We start from the raw sequence: 20,806 nt of genomic DNA on the forward strand, positions 1-20,806 counted from the left end.
TATCACTCTTTTCAAGTCGATCATTCTATTTTAGCAGGTTTTCATAGATTAAATCAATTGGATGACCAAAATAAGAAAAACGTACTGCCTTAAACAGTACGTTTTTCCATATCACATTGTAAAAGGTTCCCCAGGAGTCGCATCTTCGGAAAGGACCATAATCCCTTTTTCAACAGGAGCGTTCGGAATACCAAGTTCTTTCGCCGAACAAATCATTCCCGAGGAAGCGATCCCTCTCAGTTCCGCATCTCGGATGACCATTCCGGAAGGCATGACAGCCCCTACTTTTGCAACGACGACTTTTTGGCCTGCATCGACATTCGGCGCTCCACAGACGATCTGGAGAGTTTCATTCCCAACATCGACCGTACAAACGCTTAACTTATCTGCATTTGGGTGCTTCTCTTTCGTTATGACATGGCCAACGACGAATTTCGGCGTTAAATCCACATCCAGTTCAAGCTCGATTCCATTTGACTTAAGCGCTTCCTGCAGCTGACCGACGATTTCTTCTGTCGTTTCTACTTGCCCGTCTGCTTCGACCTTAACATACGTCGATGCATTGAAGACGTTGAATGCGACAATCTTTTTTGTTGCCTCGTCTATGATAAGGGTAATATCCTTATTGCTTTCGATTTCCCTATTTTCAGGGCGTTCAGTCGTCAATTGTACGAGAAGTACATCGCCGACGCCGTTTTGATTGTAAAAAATATTCATTTCTTTTTTCCTTCCTTTCGAGCTACCCGATTTTTAGCCATGATGAAAATCGGTTCCAATTTACCATCTTCATAAATGAATGACAAGGAGGTGACTGGCACCGCCCCGATTGTAAAAAATTGCATAGTCATTTGTGCAAGCACATCATAACCCGTATCATTTCGGATGTCGCCAATAATCAGGACGTCCTGATGGGGAACCGAAACAGTCATATGTCCTTCAATTTTCCCTTCCATTTCCTTCAGGAATGTTTGGTTCAAAATACGGCTTGCATCATACCCGTCATTATTATTGACGAAATAGAATAGATTTCCAGCCACTTCATCCTTTTTCATATTCGTCGGCAAAGATCTTACTTTAAACAGTGCCGATTCCATTATTTCGGATTCCGTCATGCCGATGGACTCAAGCATTGATTCGTCAATGAGGCGATATGTCGTGCCCAAGTCGAGCGCATAGAATATCCTCGTTTCCGCTGTATGATCCTTCACGATGAAACGGTCTCCCGCCTTGGAAGTTTGTGGGAAGGAAGTTGAGCGGATGACCGGATAGATGGCATTTTCTTTCATAAATCCTTCCGCCTGCTCTTTTTCCATCGCTTTAAATGTTTCCTGAATCGTGTAGACGACTTCATTGATGGCAGCATCTTGTTTTGTTTCATATTTCGCAAGGATTTCCGGCAAGGAAATATCCATTCCTTTTTTCAATACAGCGTGCTCCAAACGGATCTTATCGGTTTTCCGGTCGAAACGCCATTGCAAATGTTCGGATGGCAGATGTTGCTTCAAAAGGTCCACTAGTTGTTGTGAATTCATGCATATCACCCTTTCCTCAAAAATAAACGGCCGCTCGCCGCAATTGCGCCGGGTGACCGAATAGTCATTGATTATGAGCCTTGTTCAATGGAACGTACGACTTCCATCATCTTGCCCATATTCGCTTCAATATTTTTGTTTTTCGTAATCGTCGTCATCTTGATTCCGCCGACACTAGCAATGAGCTCGACTTGATCTTCACCCTTCTTGACAACCGAGGCAAAACCGAAATATCCATCCTCGGTGAAAACTTCCTCAAATCGCTCTTTATCGTCAGTTTTCGTTAACAAATCGTAAAAGAGTCTGCTATCTCTAGCCTCATTCGGATTAATAAAAAGAAGGAAAGTCTCATCGCCTTTTTTCATCACGATGTTTTGGGCGTCGGACTTCTCATCAATCGTAAATCCGGCCGGCTTATATAATGAAACACCATGAACTTCATCATTCACATGTTGATCATGCAATTGAAAAGCTTCTTTTGCCGAGAGAATTGCCCCGGTGGCCTGTTCTTCGAACGTTTTGCCACATGCGGTTAATACAGTTATGGATAGGAGTGCCAGGAATAAGAACTTCCAAAAACGGAACATTCAGCTTCCTCCAATCGTACATTTTTATTCAAATACCGTTTCCTATTTTAAAGATAATGTTACGTATATGCAAATCAAGCGTTTTAGTTAGCCTTTTCGTAGTACTTCAATTGGCCAATCAATAATTGCATAACATGCTCGAACAGCTTGTCACGGGTAACTGCGTGCGCGGTGAACATTCCGATTGCACCTTCGCTAAAGCGGATACCGCTCGCCTTGAAGTATTCATCAACGACAATTCCCAATTCACGGCCATCCCGCAATTCGGAAGCAATTTCTTCCGGCAAAGGAATTTGTGCGCCCCCGGCAGTGAATGATTTCCCTGAAGGCAATGCGAGTGCGCCCCAGTTGCAGACGAACATTTCCTCCCCAACGACACGCACGCCGCCCTCCAAACCAATTCCGATTGCGTCGCCTTGTTCATTGGCGGCATTTGTTGCGCGGTTCAATGCGCCTGTTCTTGTTTCCTCGTCACCGAAGGGCTGGTCCTTCACTCCGGAAGGGACTTTCACCTCCTCCAATTCACTTCCAGGAAAATGGCTTTCGATCACTGCCCGTGCCGCATTGACTTTTGCTTGATTGGTAGATCCTATGATGAATTTCATGCTGTTCTCCTTTCTTGTCAGAAAAAAGCCATCCCATTGTTGAAAGGATGGCTATTTTCACTGATCAATTAAACATTGCTTTTAATCGTTTCAACAGTCGTTTTATCGCAAGCTTTCACTAATTTGACGAGAAGCTCTTTCGCCGCTGCGTAGTCATCTGTGTGGATGATGGAAGCGGACGTGTGAATGTAACGTGAGCAGATACCGATCACTGCACTTGGTACGCCTTCGTTTGCAATATGGACTTGTCCTGCGTCCGTTCCTCCCATGGAGATGAAATATTGGTATGGGATCTTATTCGTTTCCGCAGTGTCGAGAATGAATTCACGCATGCCGCGGTGCGTCACCATCGAACGGTCGAAAATACGCAGCAATGTCCCTTTTCCAAGCTGGCCGAATTCATTTTTATTGCCGGAAGCATCATTTGCAGGACTCGCATCCAAAGCGAAGAACAAATCCGGGTTGATCATTCTGGCAGCAGCCTGTGCTCCGCGCAAGCCGACTTCCTCCATTACGTTTGCTCCGGAATAAAGGGTATTCGGAAGCGTTTGACCATGAACCTCTTTCAATAGCTCAATTGCCAAACCGCAACCGTATCGGTTATCCCATGCTTTCGCCAAAATCTTTTTCTCATTCGCCATTGGCGTGAACGGGCAGATCGGTACGATTTGCTGGCCGGGACGGATGCCGATTCTTTTTGCGTCGTCTTTATCATCCGCACCGATATCGATCAGCATGTTTTTAATGTCCATCGGTTTATTCCGTACTTCATCACTGAGCAGATGTGGCGGAATGGATCCGATAACACCGACGACTGGTCCTTCATCTGTAATGATCTGGACACGCTGTGCCAACAGTACCTGGTTCCACCATCCTCCAAGCGGCTGGAAACGGAGCATGCCGTTATCAGTGATTGCAGTGACCATGAAACCTACTTCATCCATATGGCCTGCAACCATGATGCGTGGACCGTCTTCAGGGCCTTTCCGTACGCCGAAGACCCCGCCAAGGTTGTCCTGGATCAGTTCATCGGAATATTTTCCGAGTTCTTCCCGCATAAAGTTGCGCACCATATGCTCATTTCCTGGTGCTCCAGGCAGCTCGGTCAATGTCTTGAACATAGTCAACGTTTCGTTGTTCATGAGAAGTTTCCCCCTATTAGATATGTACTTCTTTCTAGTATAGTGCACGTATTTGAAACTTTCCATCATAATATTTAGCTTTCCGAACTAATTTTTCAACAGTTAAACATTTATTTGAAATATGGTACACTTGGGGAAGATTGATGGAGGGGGTTTCTCAGACATGAAAGTGAAAGATTTCGTAGCAGGAGTTTTGACAGGCGTCGCTGCCGGGCTCGTTGTCAATCAGGCAATCGGAAAAATGAATCCGAACACTCCGGCGGAACATGTCTTGGATGCAGTGAAGGATGCCTTTAAAAAGGAAGGCCCGATTGATGGTTCATGGATCGTCATGAAGCCTGAACCGTTTACAAACAATGTTTTGTCGATGGAAGTGTACCGCGGCGGCATTACTAGAATCCGTAATGGCGAACTGGAGCAATTTGAATTTGCGGCTAACTCGCAAACAGGCACGGTCGTCGAATTGATCCAAAAATAATAAGGCATGGCATAATAAAAGCAACAGGTAAGGAGCAGTTCTCCATCGCCTGTTGCTTTTTTGTCATACCTTATCTTGTGCGTTCGACTGATTCGGTGATTTCTTTGCCGCTTTCATCCCACTGGACGAGACGATAGACGGCATCATGATAAAAGATGAAACGATATCCGTTTGGCAAAGCTTCCTTCATAAGCTTTTCCTTCGCAATGATCGACGTCATCGGGTAGTCATCATAAGCTAATACCCATAACGGGTTGCTGTGTGCATGCGTTGGCATGATATCCCCCATATGGAGGATCGTTTCGCCGTTTTGAGTCAGCTTGATGACACTATGTCCGTCGCTATGGCCTCCAGTATGAATCATTTCGATGCCTGGCAGGATCTCCACTTGGTCTTCAAATGTCTTCACCTGACGTTGTACAGGCTCCCAATTCTCTTTCCAATACGTATTCTTTGAACGGATATTCGGATTCCGCATCTCATCCCATTCGACTTGCGAAACGTGGATTTCCGCATTTGGAAAAATCGACACAAGTTCATCACCAACCCAGCCTGTCAATCCAGCAGCATGGTCGTTATGCAAATGCGTCATGAGAACAATGTCAATATCAGCTGGCGTCAAACCAAGCTCTGCCAAACTTTCTTCCACCTTCGTTTCAGCACGGACACCAAGATTGCGCTTCAGCTTTTCCGAAAGCTTCCCCTTCCCGATACCGGAATCTATGAGGATATGCTTCCCTTCATAGGAAATGTGAATCGGATCAGTCCGTAGCTCTATCAAGTTATCATCATCAACCTCATATTTTCGAGACCATAACGCTTTCGGTACAACACCGAACATTGTACCTCCATCGAGAAAATTGACGCCCCCATCAAGCCAAGCAAGTTTCATATCGTGAAAATTATATGTATCCAAACAAAACCTCCCCTTTCCCGGTTCTCAATTATTGAACATCGCTTCCAATCGATAGATCGGCTGCCCCTTTGCTGAAAATTTCTCTTCATATTCCGTCATTATATTGTCCTCAGGCATTTCCGCATGCAAATCGAGCGACACTTCCTGAAGATTCATTCCATATGCCGACATGGAAACGAGCGAGTACTCAAATAGCTTCCTGTTGTCAGTCTTGAAATGGATTTCCCCTCTTTGTTTCAGCACCTTCTCATAGCGGGCCAAAAATGATTCGTGGGTCAACCGACGTTTTGCATGGCGGGACTTCGGCCACGGATCCGAAAAATTCAAGTAGATCCTGTCCAATTCACCCTTTTGGAATAAATCCTCTAAATTGGCGCCATTTCCTCTTAAGAGGCGTAGATTGGAAGGCTTTTCTGCCTCGATGACTTTTTCCAAAGCCGATACGATAACATTATCGAAATGCTCGATGCCGATATAATTGATATCGGGATTGGCGAGCGCCATTCCGATGATGAATTGACCTTTTCCTGTCCCGACTTCAACATGAATCGGATTTTCGTTGGCAAAAACCGATTTCCAATCAATTGTTGCACCTTCTTCTTCATGGATCAACACATCTGGATGCGCTGCCATGAAATCTTTTGCCCACGGTTTATTGCGAAGCCGCATAATTCATTACACTCATTTCTATTCATTAGTATCAGTCTGTTCCTGCTCAATCTGTTCATCAAACAATCTGCTCACTGCAGTAGTTTGTCCCATATCCAAAATCGATTGGGCAGCTTTGAATTGGTTGAACTTCATCGGCACCGTCGACTTCCGGAGAGAGCCGAACCATCCTTCGTATGTTTTTCGATCAATGATGTCCGTATCGAACGGCACTCCGGGATAATCGATATAGCCATTCCTGGAAATAACAAGTTTCCTTATTGGGAAGTCTATTTCCTGTGCCGCAAAAACCCCCGACACGATTTTCTCCATCCGATTTAAACCGATCAATGGATTTAATACCCTTGATTCTTTGTCTCCGTATTTTTTCGTCCAAAAGCGATCGCCTTCGCCGATGAATGCGGCGGCGTTCTCTCCCTCCAACACTGTGATGCATAGGCACTCGATTGGCGTAATCAGGAGGATATCGAGTTCTACGGGTGCTTTTTTCACTTTCAGGATCGGGTAATAAAACAGAAGATAACTGTCTGGCAGTTGCTGGGTGAAGCTTCTGAGCAATGAATCCCTCATAAAGCTTGCATCCAGATTGGATTTCTCCATCATCGTCGAGCTTGCCCATTTCAATTGGAAATGGAATAGCTGGTCCAAATAGAGCTTCCGAAGCTGTTCTTCGTTTTTAGGATTGTAAATGATATTCGGATTGAAGTCCAGGACATCAATGTCATCCTGTTCGTCTTGGTCCGTTTCATCCTGTTCCAGTTCTATTGATCCCTCTTTCCGATTGCCGAACAGACGGAAAAGAGGGGAATACCATTTCCCCTCCTCTGTCTGCTCTTCTGTTTCTTCGGGAGTTTGCCTCCACCCGGAAAGGTCGGCACCATGCTCCCACTGGGTTTTCATCCGTTTCCACTGGGAGTTTTTCAAACGTATATATTGTGTCGGATAATGTGATAAATCATTCTCATAGCGTGATACATAATCAAGCAGTTTGACGAGCTGCGCCAATTTCATTCACTCCGATCAGTAAGGCAATATCCATTAATCCCGCGCTACGGATAACGGAATCTGCCTCGCGAATGCTTCCTGCAATTTTCTTGTTATCTCTCCAGGTTTACCGGTACCAACCGGTTTCTCATCAATTAATACGACAGGCGTGATTTCAGCGGTAGTGGATGTAATGAAAAATTCATCCATCGCGTACATCTCTTCCGGTGTAAATGCTCTTTCCTCGACCGGGATGCCCATTTCATTGCAAAGCTTCAAAACGACTTGGCGTGTAATCCCGTTCAAAATGAGATTTGAAGCGGGGTGTGTAATAAGAACGCCATTTTTCACACCGAATGCATTGGAAGATGACCCTTCCATGACAAATCCGTCACGGACGAAAATTGCCTCTGCACAGCCCGACTCATAAGCTTCTTGTTTTGCAAGGACGTTCGCAAGCAAATTCAAACTTTTAATATCGCAGCGGAGCCAACGGACATCTTCGACTGATTTCACCGAGATGCCGCCCTCAATATTGCTCAAAGGCCTTGGGTTATGGATGGCATACGCAGTCACAACAGGAGTCACTGCAAGTTCAGGGAACTGGTGGACCCGCGGTGATGCTCCGCGTGTCACTTGCAAATAAATATGGCCGGTTTTCACCTCGTTCACCTTGACCAATTCCTTAGCTATGTCAATCAATTGCTGTTCAGAATAAGGGATGGCCATCTTGATTTTAGATGCGCTTTGGGATAGGCGGGCAAAGTGCTCTTCGGCAGTAAAAAGTTCCCCGTCATACACTTTGACGACTTCATAAACTCCGTCCCCGAAGTAGTATCCCCTGTCATCAATCGATAGTTTCAAGCTGTCCTTGCTCGTGAATTGGCCGTCGATAAAATAAGTTGTCATCATTTGTTTTTCCCTTCCCCTTCATTGGATGTAAGACGGCTGATCGCTTCGGTGTAAATGGCAGTCGCCTTTAACAAGTCCTCTATATATACATATTCATCTGCTTGGTGAGCGACATCGTCCCTGCCCGGGAAGAGCATGCCGAAAGCGACTCCTTTATCAAGAACGCGCGCATACGTGCCCCCACCGATTGACAATAGTTCCGCCTCTTCACCCGTATAGGACGTGTAAATCTCCTGCAACGTTTTGATGAACGGATCATTTGCATCGACATGATGGGGCTTCGAGTTGGACTTCACTTCCACCGCAAACGATGAATCCTTAAGCCGATCAAAGCAAGTCCCGAGTTTTTCCTCAAAAGGATAAGTGACGGAATACCGCATGCTCACTTGCACCCGTCCCCCTTCTTCCGGGTTGAAGGAAACGATGCCGGCATTCAATGTCGTATCGCCCGAAACTTCATCATTATAGGCCAATCCTAGAAAGCGGCCTCGAGTTTCCGTCCCGAATGCGTCAAGTATGAATTGGGTGAAATCCTTTGATTCACCTTCTTCAAAAATCTTATTCAGGAAAGTTGCAAGGAGAACAGCTGCATTCACTCCATTATCCGGTTCCATCGCATGAGCGGACTTGCCGTGGAATCGTAAAAACGCCTCGCCATTTTCCTCAACGATGGATGCTACGATGGCATGTATATTCGTGAAGCTTTCAAATTTACTTTGGATCTCCTTGAAATCGAAACCTTTAATATGTGCTTCCGCATAATCAGGCACCATATTCGTACGATCCCCTGACTTGAAATACTGAAGCTGACCATCGGCTTTCTCCGTCTTCTGGGTAAAGACCAATGTTGAAATCCCTTTTTCTGCGTTGATGATCGGGAAATCTGCATCAGGCGCAAACCCGATTGTCGGCATCTCTTCTTTTTCAAAATAACGTTTCACGCAGCGGAAACCGCTTTCTTCATCGGTTCCGATAATGAGCCGGACCCGTTTATTCAAAGGGATTCCAGCTTCTTTCACCAACTTCATCGCATGCCAGGCAGCAATCGTCGGTCCCTTATCGTCAATCGCACCGCGGCCGAACAGCTTCCCGTCCTGCACAGTCCCGTCAAAAGGACCGAATGTCCAGTTGCCGCCAGCTGGTACGACATCGACGTGGCAAAGGATGCCAAGCAGCTCTTCGCCCTCACCCATCTCAATATGGCCAGCCATATTATCGATATTTTTCACTGTGAACCCGGCTTTCCTGCCTTCCTCCAAAAGCCAATCGAGCGCGCGCTTCGGCTCCTGGCCAAATGGCGCATCTTCTGTCGCTGCGCTTTCATCAAGTACGGACGGAATGGAAACCAATTGCTTTAAATCATCAATTAGAAGTTCTTCTCTTGCCAACACTTTTTCATTCCAATTCACCAATCCAAGCACCTTCTTTCCTAATACCCTATTTTTACATGTTCAGCTTAGAAAATAAAGGGCTAAACGATTCAGCCAAAATTTTTACAAAAAATTCATGTACTATCACCAAAAATGAGTTATACTTGTATTGTCAGAACATTGCATCTGACGCAACGTTCTGATGAAAGGAGTGCATTGTCGGGGGCTATTTCAACTAGCATAGGGTACATTCAATAGTCTCATGCCCATCGTTTTGGAAAATGAAGATGAAGGAGTGGTTCCACAGTTGAATCCAGCTACTGATCGTATGCTTACCCGCATCAAGGACGTATATTTATATATCCTTGACAGGGGTATTGTCACAACGGAAAATGTCGTTGAAGAATTCGGCATCACAAACCGCACAGCGCAAAGGGACTTGAACGTACTCGAATACAATGAGCTCATCACAAGCCCGGCCCGCGGAAAATGGACAACAACTCAGAAGAAAGTTAAATTGCCCTCATAATGTCACTTCAAAAGGCTGAACCGGATCATCCGGTTCAGCCTTTTTCATTGCGGAGCATTGCGACTTCCTCTTCGGTCAACTCCCGATATTCACCTAAACGTAATGCCCCATCAAGCTCCAACGGCCCCATCGAAAGGCGTTTCAAGTAGACGACCCGCTTTCCGACCGCTTCGAACATCCGCTTCACTTGATGGAATTTCCCTTCCGTGATCGTCAGCTCGATTTTCGATATCTCGCCCGATTGCAGAATCCGGAGCTGTCCCGGTTTCGTGAAATAACCGTCGTCCAACGTCAACCCTTCCGCAAACTTTTCGATATCGGTTTCATCGACTCGCCCATCGATATGGGCGTAATACGTTTTCGGCACTTCCTTTTTCGGCGACAGCAATTCATGCGCGAGTTTGCCGTCATTTGTGATCAATAAAAACCCTTCCGTATCCTTATCGAGCCGTCCGACAGGGAACGGATTGAAATGGCGGTGTTCCCCGTCAAGCAGATCGATGACAGTCCGGTCACGGTCATCTTCCGTCGCGGAGATGACGCCTTGCGGTTTATTCAACATCAAATAAATGAATTCCTTATAAACGACCCGTTCACCGAGGATCGTCACCTCATCCTTTTCCGGATTGACGTGAAGAGCCGGATCCTTCACCGGCTCAGCATTTACTTGAATAGCGCCTTTCTTCAATAGCTGCCGCACTTCCTTGCGGGAGCCGAAACCCATATTCGCCAATAATTTATCAAGTCGCATCGTTCACCCTCCAAAACCAAACTTCTTCGTAATCCTCGTCAATCGGTCGCCGAACAGCTTTTGCGCAAGCCCCGATTTCAAGGAAAGGGCTCCGTAAACGATTACCCCGACAACCGCACAAATCATCACATACAGCAGCGCCTGCATCTTCCCGTGGACAGGACTGATAGCAAGCAGTCCTTTTAATGTAAAATGAACTGCAATGAGCATGATCACATTGAAAATCCCGATAAGAATGAGGCGTCTAGACACCATTCTGGAACGGTAATGAAGGACTCTCGAAATGACATAAATATTGATGCCAACCGCGATTGCGTATCCGATTGCCGTAGCCGCAATCGCCCCGTTCACTTCGAATATCTTAATGAGCGGGATATTCAAAATCATTTTGAATAGTAGTCCCGTCAGTGAAGTGAAGACGATCCATTTATGCCGATCAATCCCTTGGAGGATAGCTGCTGTAACGGAGTAAAGGCCGAACAGGATTGCGACCGGTGCGTATGAGGCGAGAACCCCCGCACCTGCCGTACTTTTACTGTATAAGAAAGTATAGGTTTCATTTGAAAGAACAATCAAACCAAGCACCATCGGAACAGTCAGAAACAGCATGATCTGAAACGTTTGGTCAAGCGATCGTGTAAGTCCCTTTTGATCTTTCTTTGTATAATAACTTGTAATTACCGGAATTAAAGCCATCGAAAAACCGGTAGCCACCATAACTGGAATCATGACGACCTTATGTGTCAAAAAGTTGAGCATTGTAAAATAAGTATCCATTACGTCCGAGAGACCAATCGATTTCATCGCATTATTGAATGTAAGCATATCTACAAATTGGTAGAGCGGATTAATGACTCCGACAAGGACAAATGGAATTGTGTACCCTATTACTTCTTTATACATATCAAGAAAAGTAATATCGCTTGCCGGTGGACTGCTTGCATAAAGTTGATTGAATTCTGGTTTATACTTCATCCAATATCTATATAAAACAACTAGGCCGGCAAGCGCCCCGATGAATGCAGCAAACACCGCAAATTTCACAGCTGTTCTTGGAGATAAATCCATGACGTTCACTACAATGAATGCTCCAAGCAATACGACTACAATTCTCACTATCTGTTCAACAAGCTGTGAAACGGAGGTTGGCTCGAACTTCTGATTTCCTTGCAGGTATCCGCGAACAATGCTCATTAACGGAACTACAAGCAACGCGAAGCTGACCCATCGAATAACCGATGTAACTTCTGCAAGCGTAAATTTCTGCCTATCGTCATCCACAATGACAAAATTCGCAATTGGTTCAGCCATGAAAAATAAGACTAAAAACGATAAAATACCTGTCCCTATCATGACGAGCATTCCGGATTTCATCAGTTTCCTGCCGGTCGCATAATCCCCAACTGCATTATATTTGGATACAAATTTTGATATGGCCAGCGGTGCACCTGAAATTGCAACAGCTAGCGCAAGATTATAAGGAATGTATGCATATTGATACAAGCCAACATTCTCTTCCCCGACAATCGCATAGAACGGTATAACGTATAAAAGACCGAGCGCTTTCGATAAGAAGAGCCCGATTGTTAAAATGGCCGTGCCTTTTACAAGATTTGATGACATAGTTGATCCTTCCAATCATAAGAACTACTCGACAAAGCTACTTATCAGTTTACCCGCCGCCGGCACTTTTCACAATGATTATCGAGCGTATCCATGTATAATAGAGAAAAACTGAAAGTGTGGTTCCATATATGTATGACGTCATTATCATCGGTGGGGGTCCCTCGGGACTGATGGCCTCGATTGCTGCAGCAGAGCATGGAGGCAAAGTTCTCCTGTTAGATAAAGGGAAAAAACTCGGAAATAAATTATCGATATCGGGAGGCGGACGATGCAACGTAACGAATCGTCTGCCGCTCGAAGAAATTGTGAAGAACATCCCAGGCAACGGAAGATTTTTATATGGTCCATTTTCCGTCTTCAATAATGAGGATATCATAGCTTTCTTTGAAGGGCTCGGAGTTCCGCTGAAAGAGGAAGATCACGGCCGGATGTTCCCTGTCTCTAATAAAGCGAAAGACGTCGTCAATGCGTTGCTCTCTGAAATGGATCGATTGAACGTAGAAGTGAGATTGACGACCCGCGTGAAGAAATTATTGATGGATGAGGAAAAGATTTTGGGTGTGCGACTGGAAGACGGTGAAGAAATCCGTTCTCGTGCGGTCGTTGTCGCGGTGGGCGGAAAGGCCGTTCCGCAGACGGGAAGCACAGGCGACGGGTATCCATGGGCTGAGAAAGCGGGTCATACTGTGACAGAGCTATATCCTACTGAGGTGCCTTTGTTGTCCAATGAACTGTTCATCCAATCGAAGGAACTGCAAGGTCTTGCATTACGCGATGTCGCTGTTTCTGTATTAAATGCAAAAGGTAAAACGCTTATTACACATCAGATGGACATGCTGTTCACCCATTTTGGATTGAGCGGGCCAGCAATATTGCGGTGCAGCCAGTTCGTCGTGAAGGAGCAGATGAAAAACGGCGGGCAGCCTGTCGATATGCGCATTGACTCCATGCCTTCGATGAATGAAGAGAAGGCCTTCCAAATGATTCACGCTATGTTAAAGGAGGACCCGAAGAAAGCTGTCAAGAATAGCTTGAAGGGGCTCGCTCCGGAAAGATGGCTGCTGTTTTTATTTGAACGGGCAGGAATCGATGAAGCTGATACGGGAGCGGGTCTTTCCAATGAAAAGATCCGCAAGCTTGCGGGGCTGCTGAAAGGCTTCCCAATGACGGTGAATGGCACGCAGCCAATCGAGAAGGCATTCGTCACCGGTGGAGGCATCTCCACGAAAGAAATCGAGCCTAAAACGATGGCATCGCGGAAAAAGGATGGACTTTTCTTCTGCGGAGAGATTTTGGACATCCATGGCTATACAGGCGGGTATAATATCACCTCCGCGCTTGTTACTGGCAGGATTGCAGGCTTGAATGCAGGGGCGTTTGCGACATACGAAGGATAAATAAAAAATCCACGGAAATGAACTTAACTCCATTTCCGTGGATTTTATTTATTACGACTGTCAAACAGCTACGATGTTGACCAATCTGCCTGGAATCGCAATGACTTTCTTCAATTCTTTCCCTTCAATCCATTGCTTCACATTTTCGTCTGCAAGAGCCACCTTTTCAAGCTCTTCTTTTGAAATGTCTTTCGCGACATCGATCTTCGCGCGGACTTTTCCGTTGATTTGAACCGCAACTTCTACCGTGTCATCAAACAACTTCGACTCATCGTATGTCGGCCATGCAACGTATGCAATGGATTCATTATGACCTAGCATCTCCCAAAGCTCTTCTGCAAGATGCGGAGTGATCGGTGAAATCAATGTGACAAAGCCTTCGACGAATTCTTTCGGAATCGATTCAGCTTTATATCCTTCATTGATGAACACCATCATTTGCGAAATCGCAGTGTTGTTGCGCATGCCTTCCAAGTCTTCCGTCACTTTCTTCACAGTTTGGTGGTATACCTTTTCAAGCGCACCGCCTGGCTCGCCGCCAATTTTTGAACTTAGCGTGCCGTCTTCATTGACGAATAGGCGCCAAATGCGGTCCAAGAAACGACGGGATCCTTCCAGACCGTTCGTCGACCATTCCTTCGATGCTTCAAGCGGTCCCATGAACATTTCGTATAGACGAAGTGTATCCGCACCGTGGGAATGGACGATGTCGTCCGGGTTGATGACATTACCAAGCGACTTAGACATCTTCACATGGCCTTCCCCGAGAATCATTCCTTGGTTGAACAATTTTTGGAATGGCTCTTTCGTCGGAACTACGCCGATATCGTATAGCACCTTATGCCAGAAGCGTGCGTAAAGAAGGTGAAGCACCGCATGCTCCGCGCCGCCGACGTAAATGTCGACCGGCAACCAGCGTTCCGCTAGCTTCGGATCGATGAGCATTTCATCATTATCCGGGTCGATATAGCGCAAGTAGTACCAGCAGCTGCCTGCCCATTGCGGCATCGTATTCGTTTCCCGGCGGCCTTTCATGCCCGTATCCGGATCGACGACATTCACCCATTCTTCGATATTGGCAAGTGGAGACTCACCTGTACCGCTCGGCTTGATGTTGTCAGTCTTCGGCAGCATCAGTGGCAATTCAGATTCGTCGACAGGAGTCATCGAGCCGTCTTCCCAATGGATGATTGGAATCGGCTCACCCCAATAACGCTGTCTGGAGAATAACCAATCGCGTAGACGGTACGTGATCTTCTTCTCGCCTTTGCCGTTTTCAACGAACCATGCAATTGCCTTTTCGATTGCTTCGTCTTTATTTAAACCATTCAAGAAGTCGGAGTTGATATGCTCGCCGTCGCCTGTAAAAGGTTCTTTAGAAATATCGCCGCCTGCAACGACTTCAACGATCGGCAAATCGAATTCTTTTGCGAACTCATAATCGCGATCGTCGTGGGCAGGAACCGCCATGATGGCACCAGTACCATACGAAGCAAGTACATAATCCGCAATCCAGATCGGCATCTTTTCGCCGCTCGCAGGGTTGATTGCATAAGCGCCCGTGAATACGCCCGTCTTCTCTTTCGCAAGATCCGTACGTTCCAAGTCGCTTTTCGTTTTCACTTTATCCAAATAAGCGTCAACCGCTTCCCTTTGTTCAGCTGTCGTAATCTTGTCGACAAGCTTATGCTCCGGGGCAAGAACTGCGTATGTCGCTCCGAAAATCGTATCCGGACGTGTTGTGAAGGCTTCGAATGAAAGATCCGTTCCGTCGATCTCGAACGTCAATTGGGCGCCTTCAGAGCGGCCGATCCAGTTGCGTTGCATATCTTTCAAGCTATCCGGCCAATCAAGCTCATCCAAATCTTCAAGCAAGCGATCCGCATATTCCGTAATGCGCAACACCCATTGGCGCATCGGGCGGCGTTCAACCGGATGTCCTCCGCGTTCCGATTTGCCGTCGATCACTTCTTCGTTCGCAAGAACCGTACCAAGTGCAGGACACCAGTTGACAGGCACTTCATCGATGTACGCCAAGCCTCTTTTATACAATTGAATGAAAATCCATTGCGTCCATTTGTAGTATTTTGGATCAGTCGTATTCACTTCGCGGTCCCAGTCGTAGGAAAACCCTAGGTCGTTCATTTGGCGTTTGAACGTTGCAATATTTTTCGCAGTGAACTCGGCAGGGTCATTGCCCGTATCGATCGCATATTGTTCAGCCGGCAAACCGAATGCGTCCCATCCCATCGGGTGAAGGACATTATAGCCCTGCTTCCGTTTGAATGAACTTAAAATGTCCGTTGCGATATAGCCAAGCGGATGGCCGACGTGAAGCCCCGCTCCGGAAGGGTATGGGAACATATCAAGCGCATAGAACTTCGGCTTGGATTCATCGTTCACCATTTTGTATGTCTTATTGTCCTTCCAATATTGCTGCCATTTCTTTTCAATCTCTACATGCTTGTAACTCATCTCTGTTCATTCCTTCCTATTACATTCAAATCGCGTTTTGCGGAAATAAAAAAACTCCCGTCCCTTAATCGATAAGGGACGAGAGGTATATGTACTCCCGCGGTGCCACCCAAATTGACGGCAATGCCGCCCAACTTGTTTCCTTAACGCGGAAAACGGCACTGGCTACTTTTCGTTCACCGATGCAGGCTCAAAGGCGAGTTCATCGTAGTCGTACAGGCTTGCACCAAACCGCCTGCTCTCTTCAATCGACCGGACCGATTACTAGTTCCTCTTCAAAGCCAACGCTATTTGAAGTTAGTTTATTGTAGTGTACCCGAAATTGTTCCAAAATACAACAACGAAAACCGCCAGAACGGCTCCCTTTCCGCGGGCGAGCGCTAAGCCGCTTCGTCGCTTCGCTCCTGCAGGGTCTCAGCTGTCTCGCTTTCCCGCAGGAGTGTCGCCTTTTCTGGCAGTTTTCTAAGTGTGAATTAATAAAATCAAAGGCTCACTTTCAATTCCGCCTCGGTGGAATTGATGACGTCCTCGACGGTGAATCCTTCGAAAACTTCTTTCAATTCCAAGCCGTCCGGTGTTACGTCGATCAGAGCACGTTCCGTAATGATTTTATGGACGACGCCCTTTCCTGTCAACGGCAATGAGCATTCTTTCTTGATCTTTGCCGAGCCGTCTTTCGCGACGTGATCCATGATGACGATGATCTTTTTCGCACCGTGCACGAGATCCATCGCGCCGCCCATTCCTTTGATCATCTTGCCCGGAATCATCCAGTTGGCGAGATCTCCTTTTTCGGACACTTCCATGCCGCCAAGAATCGCTACGTCGACATGCCCTCCGCGGATCATCGCGAATGATTCTGCACTGTTGAAAAATGCGGATCCCGGGATCGTCGTCACCGTTTCCTTACCCGCATTGATCAAGTCAGGATCTACCTGGTCTTCTGTCGGATATGGCCCGATTCCAAGAAGTCCGTTTTCCGATTGGAGAACAACCGTTTTGTCATCCGATATATAGTTTGCGACCAATGTCGGCATACCGATACCAAGGTTTACGTAGTCGCCATCTTTGATTTCCTTTTCCGCTCGTCTTGCAATTCTCTCTCTGAAATTCATCGTGAACATCCCCTTCCCTTATCGAGTAGTTAGTCGTTCGATCCGTTTTTCCTGTTCCGCTTGCAATAAACCTTGCACGTAAATGCTCGGTGTATGGATCGTCGCTGGATCAAGATCGCCCGTCTCCACGATTTCTTCTACTTCCGCAATCGTGATCTTACCTGCAGCCGCCATCATCGGATTGAAGTTTTGGGCAGTCTTGTTATAGATCAAGTTCCCGATCTTATCCGCCTTCGCTGCGCGGACCAATGCAAAGTCGGCGACAAGCGCTTCTTCAAGGACATATTCCTTGCCATTGAACACCCTTGTCTCTTTTCCGTCCGCTACCGTCGTCCCTACTCCTGCCGGTGTGTAAAATGCAGGAATCCCTGCACCGCCTGCCCGGATCTTTTCAGCTAGCGTCCCTTGCGGTGTCAATTCGACTTCGATTTCGCCCGAAAGCACTTGACGCTCGAATTCTTTATTTTCACCGACATAGGACCCTATCATCTTCTTAATCTGCTTTTCTTTCAATAAAAGGCCAAGACCCCATTCGTCAACACCACAGTTATTCGAAATGATCGTCAAATCTTTGACGCCTTTTTCGACGAGTGCCAAAATGAGCTGTTCCGGGATCCCGACAAGTCCGAAGCCCCCAACCATTAAAGTCGAGCCATCTTCAATCTGCGAAATCGCTTCCATAGCTGTTGAATAAATCGGTTTCATCTAGCATTCCCCCTTTTAAATCCTTCAGAAAAATTGCACCTATCCACTATTCATTTAATCAAACTATTCAGCGGGACGCAACGTTCCAAACTGGAAAAACGGAAAATCCTTATTGGATTTCCCGTTTTTGGAGAGGTCGATCGTATAAAAGCGTTGTGACGATTGTTATAGCCATTAGGCTTGTCAGCAGCAAAAGCATCATTTTCATACCATGGATCTCCACGAGGATTCCCCCGGCCAATGGACCGATCATCCGACCGATTGTTGCGGCGGAGTTGACGACCCCTTGGTAAAACCCATCCCTTCCTTTTGGTGCAAGCTGGCTCGCCAATGTCGGGATGGCCGGCCAGACGATCATTTCACCGAATGTGAGGATGACCATCGATATGATGAACATTTTGAAAGAGCCTGCAAAACTGACGACAATGAAAGAAATAATGAAGATGATCGTCCCGATGATCATCTGTGCTTTCAGCTGCTTCTCAAGCCGTCTGATAAGCGGTTTGATGAGCGGCTGTCCGAAGACGATCAGCAATCCGTTAATCGTCCAAATGAAACTGTATTCCCTTAATGTGACGCCGAGTGATAAAGCATGCGTGGATATCGTCGTCGACCATTGAGAATAGACTAGCCATGTGATTAAATAGCCGCCAACCAAAATGAGCAAAGCATAGAAAGGCGCTTTGTTCTTGATCCTCGCTGTTTCACGGATGATATCCGTATGGCGATCAGGTGCAATCTCCAGCTTTTTATATCCGAAATAGGCGATGAAAAGAAAAATGATATAGAAGATCAAGTTCGCAGAAAAAATATAATCGATATGGACGGAAGCGATCAAACCTGCAAGTGCCGGCCCGATGGCGACACCGACGTTTTGTGCCAAGTAGATCGAGTTGAATGCCTTCCTGCCACCCTCAGGCCAGATCGTTCCGACCATCGCATACATGCTCGGAAAAATGACACCGCCGCTGAATCCCAATACGGTTAGCAAGATGATATACGGATACCAACTGTGATCATATACGAGATAAGCCAGTGCCAAAATCGAAATGATGATGCCTGCCATGATTGATTTGAAACCGCCGATCCGGTCGAATAAAACACCACCAAGCAGATTCCCGACGACGCCAGCCCCGGCATTCGCCATTAGGACAAGACCGGCGACAGCCAACGACTTACCAAGGTATTCATGCATATATATCGTATTCAACGGCCATAGGAAGGAGTTTCCTATGACGTTGACAAACATTCCTATGATGAGAAGCCAAACTTTATTTGGTATTTCCATTTTAGGCATTTCCATTGCCTCCAATCTCTATCTCCTATAAGCAAAAGCTATTTCGAGTGTATGCCTTTTTCTGGTTTCGGACAACAGGAACGGAATATGTTCCGCAATTCAGATGACACCGATCGAATCCGACATGATACAATGTACGATTAGAGGAGTTGAAACAGATGGCAGACTTAAATTACCCGTTCCCTACTGAAGGGAAACGGTATTATACATGGTCCCGGCATTTGAAAGACGTATTCGGGATGAAAATATTCAAAGTTTCCCTTGATGCAGGCTTTGATTGTCCGAATCGGGACGGTACAGTCGCTTTCGGCGGCTGCACATTTTGCAGTGTCGCCGGTTCAGGCGATTTTGCAGGAGACCGGGCTAAGCCGATCGATGTGCAATTTGCAGAAATCCGAGATAAGATGCATCAGAAATGGAAAGAAGGCAAGTACATCGCCTATTTTCAAGCGTACACGAATACACATGCCCCGCTGCCAGTTTTGAAAGAGAAATTCGAAGCTGCCCTCGCACTGCCAGGTGTCGTCGGCCTATCGATCGGCACACGTCCAGATTGCCTTCCTGATGATGTCGTCGACTATTTGGCTGAGCTGAATGAACGGACGTATTTATGGGTCGAATTAGGCTTGCAGACCGTTCATGAGAAAACGGCGAAGCTCGTGAATAGGGCGCATGATTTCGCAACGTACGGGGAAGGCGTGGATAAATTGCGGAGGCACGGCATCCGCGTCTGTACCCATATCATCAATGGCCTTCCACTTGAAGACACGGAGATGATGATGGAAACGGCAAAAGAAGTGGCAAAGCTCGATGTACAAGGCATTAAGATACACTTGTTGCATCTATTGAAAGGAACGCCGATGGTTAAACAATATGAAAAGGGCATGCTGGATTTCCTTGATCGGGATGAATATATTAACCTTGTCGTGGATCAGCTTGAAATTCTTCCGCCAGGAATGATTATTCATCGGATTACCGGAGACGGTCCGCTCGATTTGATGATCGGACCGATGTGGAGCGCATCGAAGTGGGATGTGCTGAACGGCATCGACAAGGAATTGGAACGCCGAGGCAGTTTCCAAGGAAAGTTTTACGAAAAGGCGGTTGAACGTATATGAGTGATATTTTATTGCATCGTGTATTACCGTTTTCCAAACGATTGATCAGCGAAACGGTTTTGCCCGGCGAAACGGTTGTCGACGCGACTGCTGGAAATGGGAACGACACATTATTCTTGGCGGGGCTCGTAGGTGAAAGTGGTCGTGTTTTCGCTTTCGATATCCAGCAAGCTGCGCTCGAGGCGACTGCAAATAGATTGGATAAACTGAATGACCGTGTCGCATTGATTTTGGACAGCCATGCCAATGTGGATAAATACGTTACAAGACAAATCGGCGGTGCAATGTTCAATCTTGGCTATCTTCCTTACGCGGAGGATCTATCCATTATCACAAAACCGGATTCCACAATCGAGGCAATCGACAAGTTGCTCGGTATGCTGAAAAAAGGTAGAATCATAACGATTTCAGTCTATGATGGCCACGAAGGCGGGGCCAAGGAACGGGATGCCTTGCTGGCATATGTGAAATCCCTCCATCAGGCAGATGTTCACGTCGCTAGATATGAATTGCTCAACCAACGAAAAAATCCCCCATTTTTGATTGCAATCGAAAAAGTGAGGGAATTTGAAGCGGTCGTACGGGTCGAGGAATAAGA

The 20,806-nt window shown here is 46.5% G+C and carries 21 protein-coding genes and 1 other annotated feature; of the genes, 5 read left to right on the top strand and 16 right to left on the bottom strand.

Annotated features, from left to right (window positions below):
- Positions 1–111: 111 nt before the first annotated feature.
- The 5 genes from ytpR to ACFPTP_RS14640 all read right to left on the bottom strand — a co-directional run bounded on the left by ytpR (position 112) and on the right by ACFPTP_RS14640 (position 3,866).
- Positions 112–717 (bottom strand): YtpR family tRNA-binding protein, encoded by a 606-nt coding sequence (gene ytpR, locus ACFPTP_RS14620; protein WP_381446266.1) that lies wholly within the window; start codon positions 715–717, stop codon positions 112–114.
- A complete protein-coding gene (locus ACFPTP_RS14625) occupies positions 714–1,532 on the bottom strand; it encodes a DUF1444 domain-containing protein (protein WP_381446268.1) in 819 nt (272 codons plus the stop codon). The genes ytpR and ACFPTP_RS14625 overlap by 4 nt, the downstream gene beginning before the upstream one ends.
- A gap of 71 nt (positions 1,533–1,603) precedes the next feature.
- A complete protein-coding gene (locus tag ACFPTP_RS14630) occupies positions 1,604–2,119 on the bottom strand; it encodes a hypothetical protein (RefSeq protein WP_381446270.1) in 516 nt (171 codons plus the stop codon).
- 83 nt (positions 2,120–2,202) lie between these two features.
- Entirely contained in the window at positions 2,203–2,724 is a 522-nt protein-coding gene (locus ACFPTP_RS14635) for a DUF84 family protein (RefSeq protein ID WP_381446272.1), read from the bottom strand.
- A 68-nt stretch (positions 2,725–2,792) separates the two neighbouring features.
- Positions 2,793–3,866, bottom strand: a complete 1,074-nt coding sequence (locus tag ACFPTP_RS14640; protein WP_381446274.1) for a M42 family metallopeptidase — start codon at positions 3,864–3,866, stop codon at positions 2,793–2,795.
- A gap of 163 nt (positions 3,867–4,029) precedes the next feature.
- Between ACFPTP_RS14640 and ACFPTP_RS14645 the strand changes: the two genes are divergently transcribed.
- Complete coding sequence (locus tag ACFPTP_RS14645; protein WP_381446277.1) at positions 4,030–4,344, top strand: hypothetical protein; 315 nt, start codon at positions 4,030–4,032, stop codon at positions 4,342–4,344.
- 70 nt (positions 4,345–4,414) lie between these two features.
- Here ACFPTP_RS14645 and ACFPTP_RS14650 read toward each other — a convergent pair whose 3' ends face one another.
- Genes ACFPTP_RS14650 through pepV form a run of 5 tightly spaced genes read right to left on the bottom strand, consistent with a single transcriptional unit; the run spans position 4,415 to position 9,234 of the window.
- Positions 4,415–5,260: a YtnP family quorum-quenching lactonase gene (locus tag ACFPTP_RS14650; RefSeq protein WP_381446279.1), complete on the bottom strand. Its 846-nt coding sequence runs from the start codon at positions 5,258–5,260 to the stop codon at positions 4,415–4,417.
- A 24-nt stretch (positions 5,261–5,284) separates the two neighbouring features.
- The gene (gene trmB / locus ACFPTP_RS14655; RefSeq protein ID WP_381446281.1) at positions 5,285–5,929 is read right to left on the bottom strand and encodes a tRNA (guanosine(46)-N7)-methyltransferase TrmB; all 645 of its coding nucleotides are present in this window, start codon (positions 5,927–5,929) and stop codon (positions 5,285–5,287) included.
- Positions 5,930–5,947: 18 nt separating this feature from the next.
- The gene (locus ACFPTP_RS14660; RefSeq protein WP_381446283.1) at positions 5,948–6,934 is read right to left on the bottom strand and encodes a nuclease-related domain-containing protein; all 987 of its coding nucleotides are present in this window, start codon (positions 6,932–6,934) and stop codon (positions 5,948–5,950) included.
- Between the two features lie 33 nt (positions 6,935–6,967).
- Positions 6,968–7,822 (bottom strand): D-amino-acid transaminase, encoded by an 855-nt coding sequence (gene dat / locus ACFPTP_RS14665; protein ID WP_381446285.1) that lies wholly within the window; start codon positions 7,820–7,822, stop codon positions 6,968–6,970.
- Positions 7,822–9,234 carry a dipeptidase PepV gene (pepV, locus tag ACFPTP_RS14670; RefSeq protein WP_381446809.1) on the bottom strand — a complete coding sequence of 471 codons (1,413 nt, stop codon included), beginning with the start codon at positions 9,232–9,234 and terminating at the stop codon, positions 7,822–7,824. The genes dat and pepV overlap by 1 nt, the downstream gene beginning before the upstream one ends.
- Positions 9,235–9,502: 268 nt before the next feature.
- Between pepV and ACFPTP_RS14675 the strand changes: the two genes are divergently transcribed.
- Positions 9,503–9,724: a DeoR family transcriptional regulator gene (locus tag ACFPTP_RS14675; RefSeq protein WP_060210271.1), complete on the top strand. Its 222-nt coding sequence runs from the start codon at positions 9,503–9,505 to the stop codon at positions 9,722–9,724.
- A gap of 34 nt (positions 9,725–9,758) precedes the next feature.
- Here the strand turns inward: ACFPTP_RS14675 and ACFPTP_RS14680 are convergent, their stop codons facing one another.
- A complete protein-coding gene (locus ACFPTP_RS14680; protein ID WP_381446288.1) occupies positions 9,759–10,475 on the bottom strand; it encodes a pseudouridine synthase in 717 nt (238 codons plus the stop codon).
- Between the two features lie 3 nt (positions 10,476–10,478).
- A complete protein-coding gene (locus tag ACFPTP_RS14685; RefSeq protein WP_381446290.1) occupies positions 10,479–12,098 on the bottom strand; it encodes a putative polysaccharide biosynthesis protein in 1,620 nt (539 codons plus the stop codon).
- Positions 12,099–12,229: 131 nt separating this feature from the next.
- Between ACFPTP_RS14685 and ACFPTP_RS14690 the strand changes: the two genes are divergently transcribed.
- Entirely contained in the window at positions 12,230–13,498 is a 1,269-nt protein-coding gene (locus tag ACFPTP_RS14690) for a BaiN/RdsA family NAD(P)/FAD-dependent oxidoreductase (protein ID WP_381446292.1), read from the top strand.
- A 60-nt stretch (positions 13,499–13,558) separates the two neighbouring features.
- Here the strand turns inward: ACFPTP_RS14690 and leuS are convergent, their stop codons facing one another.
- From leuS to ACFPTP_RS14710, 4 genes are all read right to left on the bottom strand, one after another.
- On the bottom strand, positions 13,559–15,973 hold the full coding sequence (gene leuS, locus ACFPTP_RS14695) for a leucine--tRNA ligase (RefSeq protein WP_381446294.1): 2,415 nt from the start codon (positions 15,971–15,973) through the stop codon (positions 13,559–13,561).
- A gap of 71 nt (positions 15,974–16,044) precedes the next feature.
- Positions 16,045–16,261: a binding site (T-box leader), on the bottom strand.
- A gap of 194 nt (positions 16,262–16,455) precedes the next feature.
- On the bottom strand, positions 16,456–17,097 hold the full coding sequence (locus ACFPTP_RS14700) for a CoA transferase subunit B (RefSeq protein WP_381446296.1): 642 nt from the start codon (positions 17,095–17,097) through the stop codon (positions 16,456–16,458).
- 9 nt (positions 17,098–17,106) lie between these two features.
- Positions 17,107–17,793, bottom strand: coding sequence for a CoA transferase subunit A (locus ACFPTP_RS14705; protein ID WP_381446298.1), 687 nt, complete (start codon positions 17,791–17,793; stop codon positions 17,107–17,109).
- A 109-nt stretch (positions 17,794–17,902) separates the two neighbouring features.
- Positions 17,903–19,075, bottom strand: coding sequence for an MDR family MFS transporter (locus ACFPTP_RS14710; protein WP_381446811.1), 1,173 nt, complete (start codon positions 19,073–19,075; stop codon positions 17,903–17,905).
- A 173-nt stretch (positions 19,076–19,248) separates the two neighbouring features.
- On the opposite strand from ACFPTP_RS14710, the gene mnmL reads away from it, so the two are divergent.
- Together mnmL and mnmM are read left to right on the top strand one after the other, a co-directional pair.
- Entirely contained in the window at positions 19,249–20,208 is a 960-nt protein-coding gene (gene mnmL / locus ACFPTP_RS14715) for a tRNA modification radical SAM protein MnmL/YtqA (protein ID WP_381446300.1), read from the top strand.
- Positions 20,205–20,804: a tRNA 5-(aminomethyl)-2-thiouridylate-methyltransferase MnmM gene (gene mnmM, locus ACFPTP_RS14720; protein ID WP_381446302.1), complete on the top strand. Its 600-nt coding sequence runs from the start codon at positions 20,205–20,207 to the stop codon at positions 20,802–20,804. Before mnmL ends, mnmM begins: the two co-directional genes overlap by 4 nt.
- The last annotated feature ends 2 nt before the right edge of the window (positions 20,805–20,806 follow it).

Source organism: Sporosarcina koreensis, assembly GCF_042655825.1.
Taxonomy (GTDB): domain Bacteria; phylum Bacillota; class Bacilli; order Bacillales_A; family Planococcaceae; genus Sporosarcina; species Sporosarcina koreensis.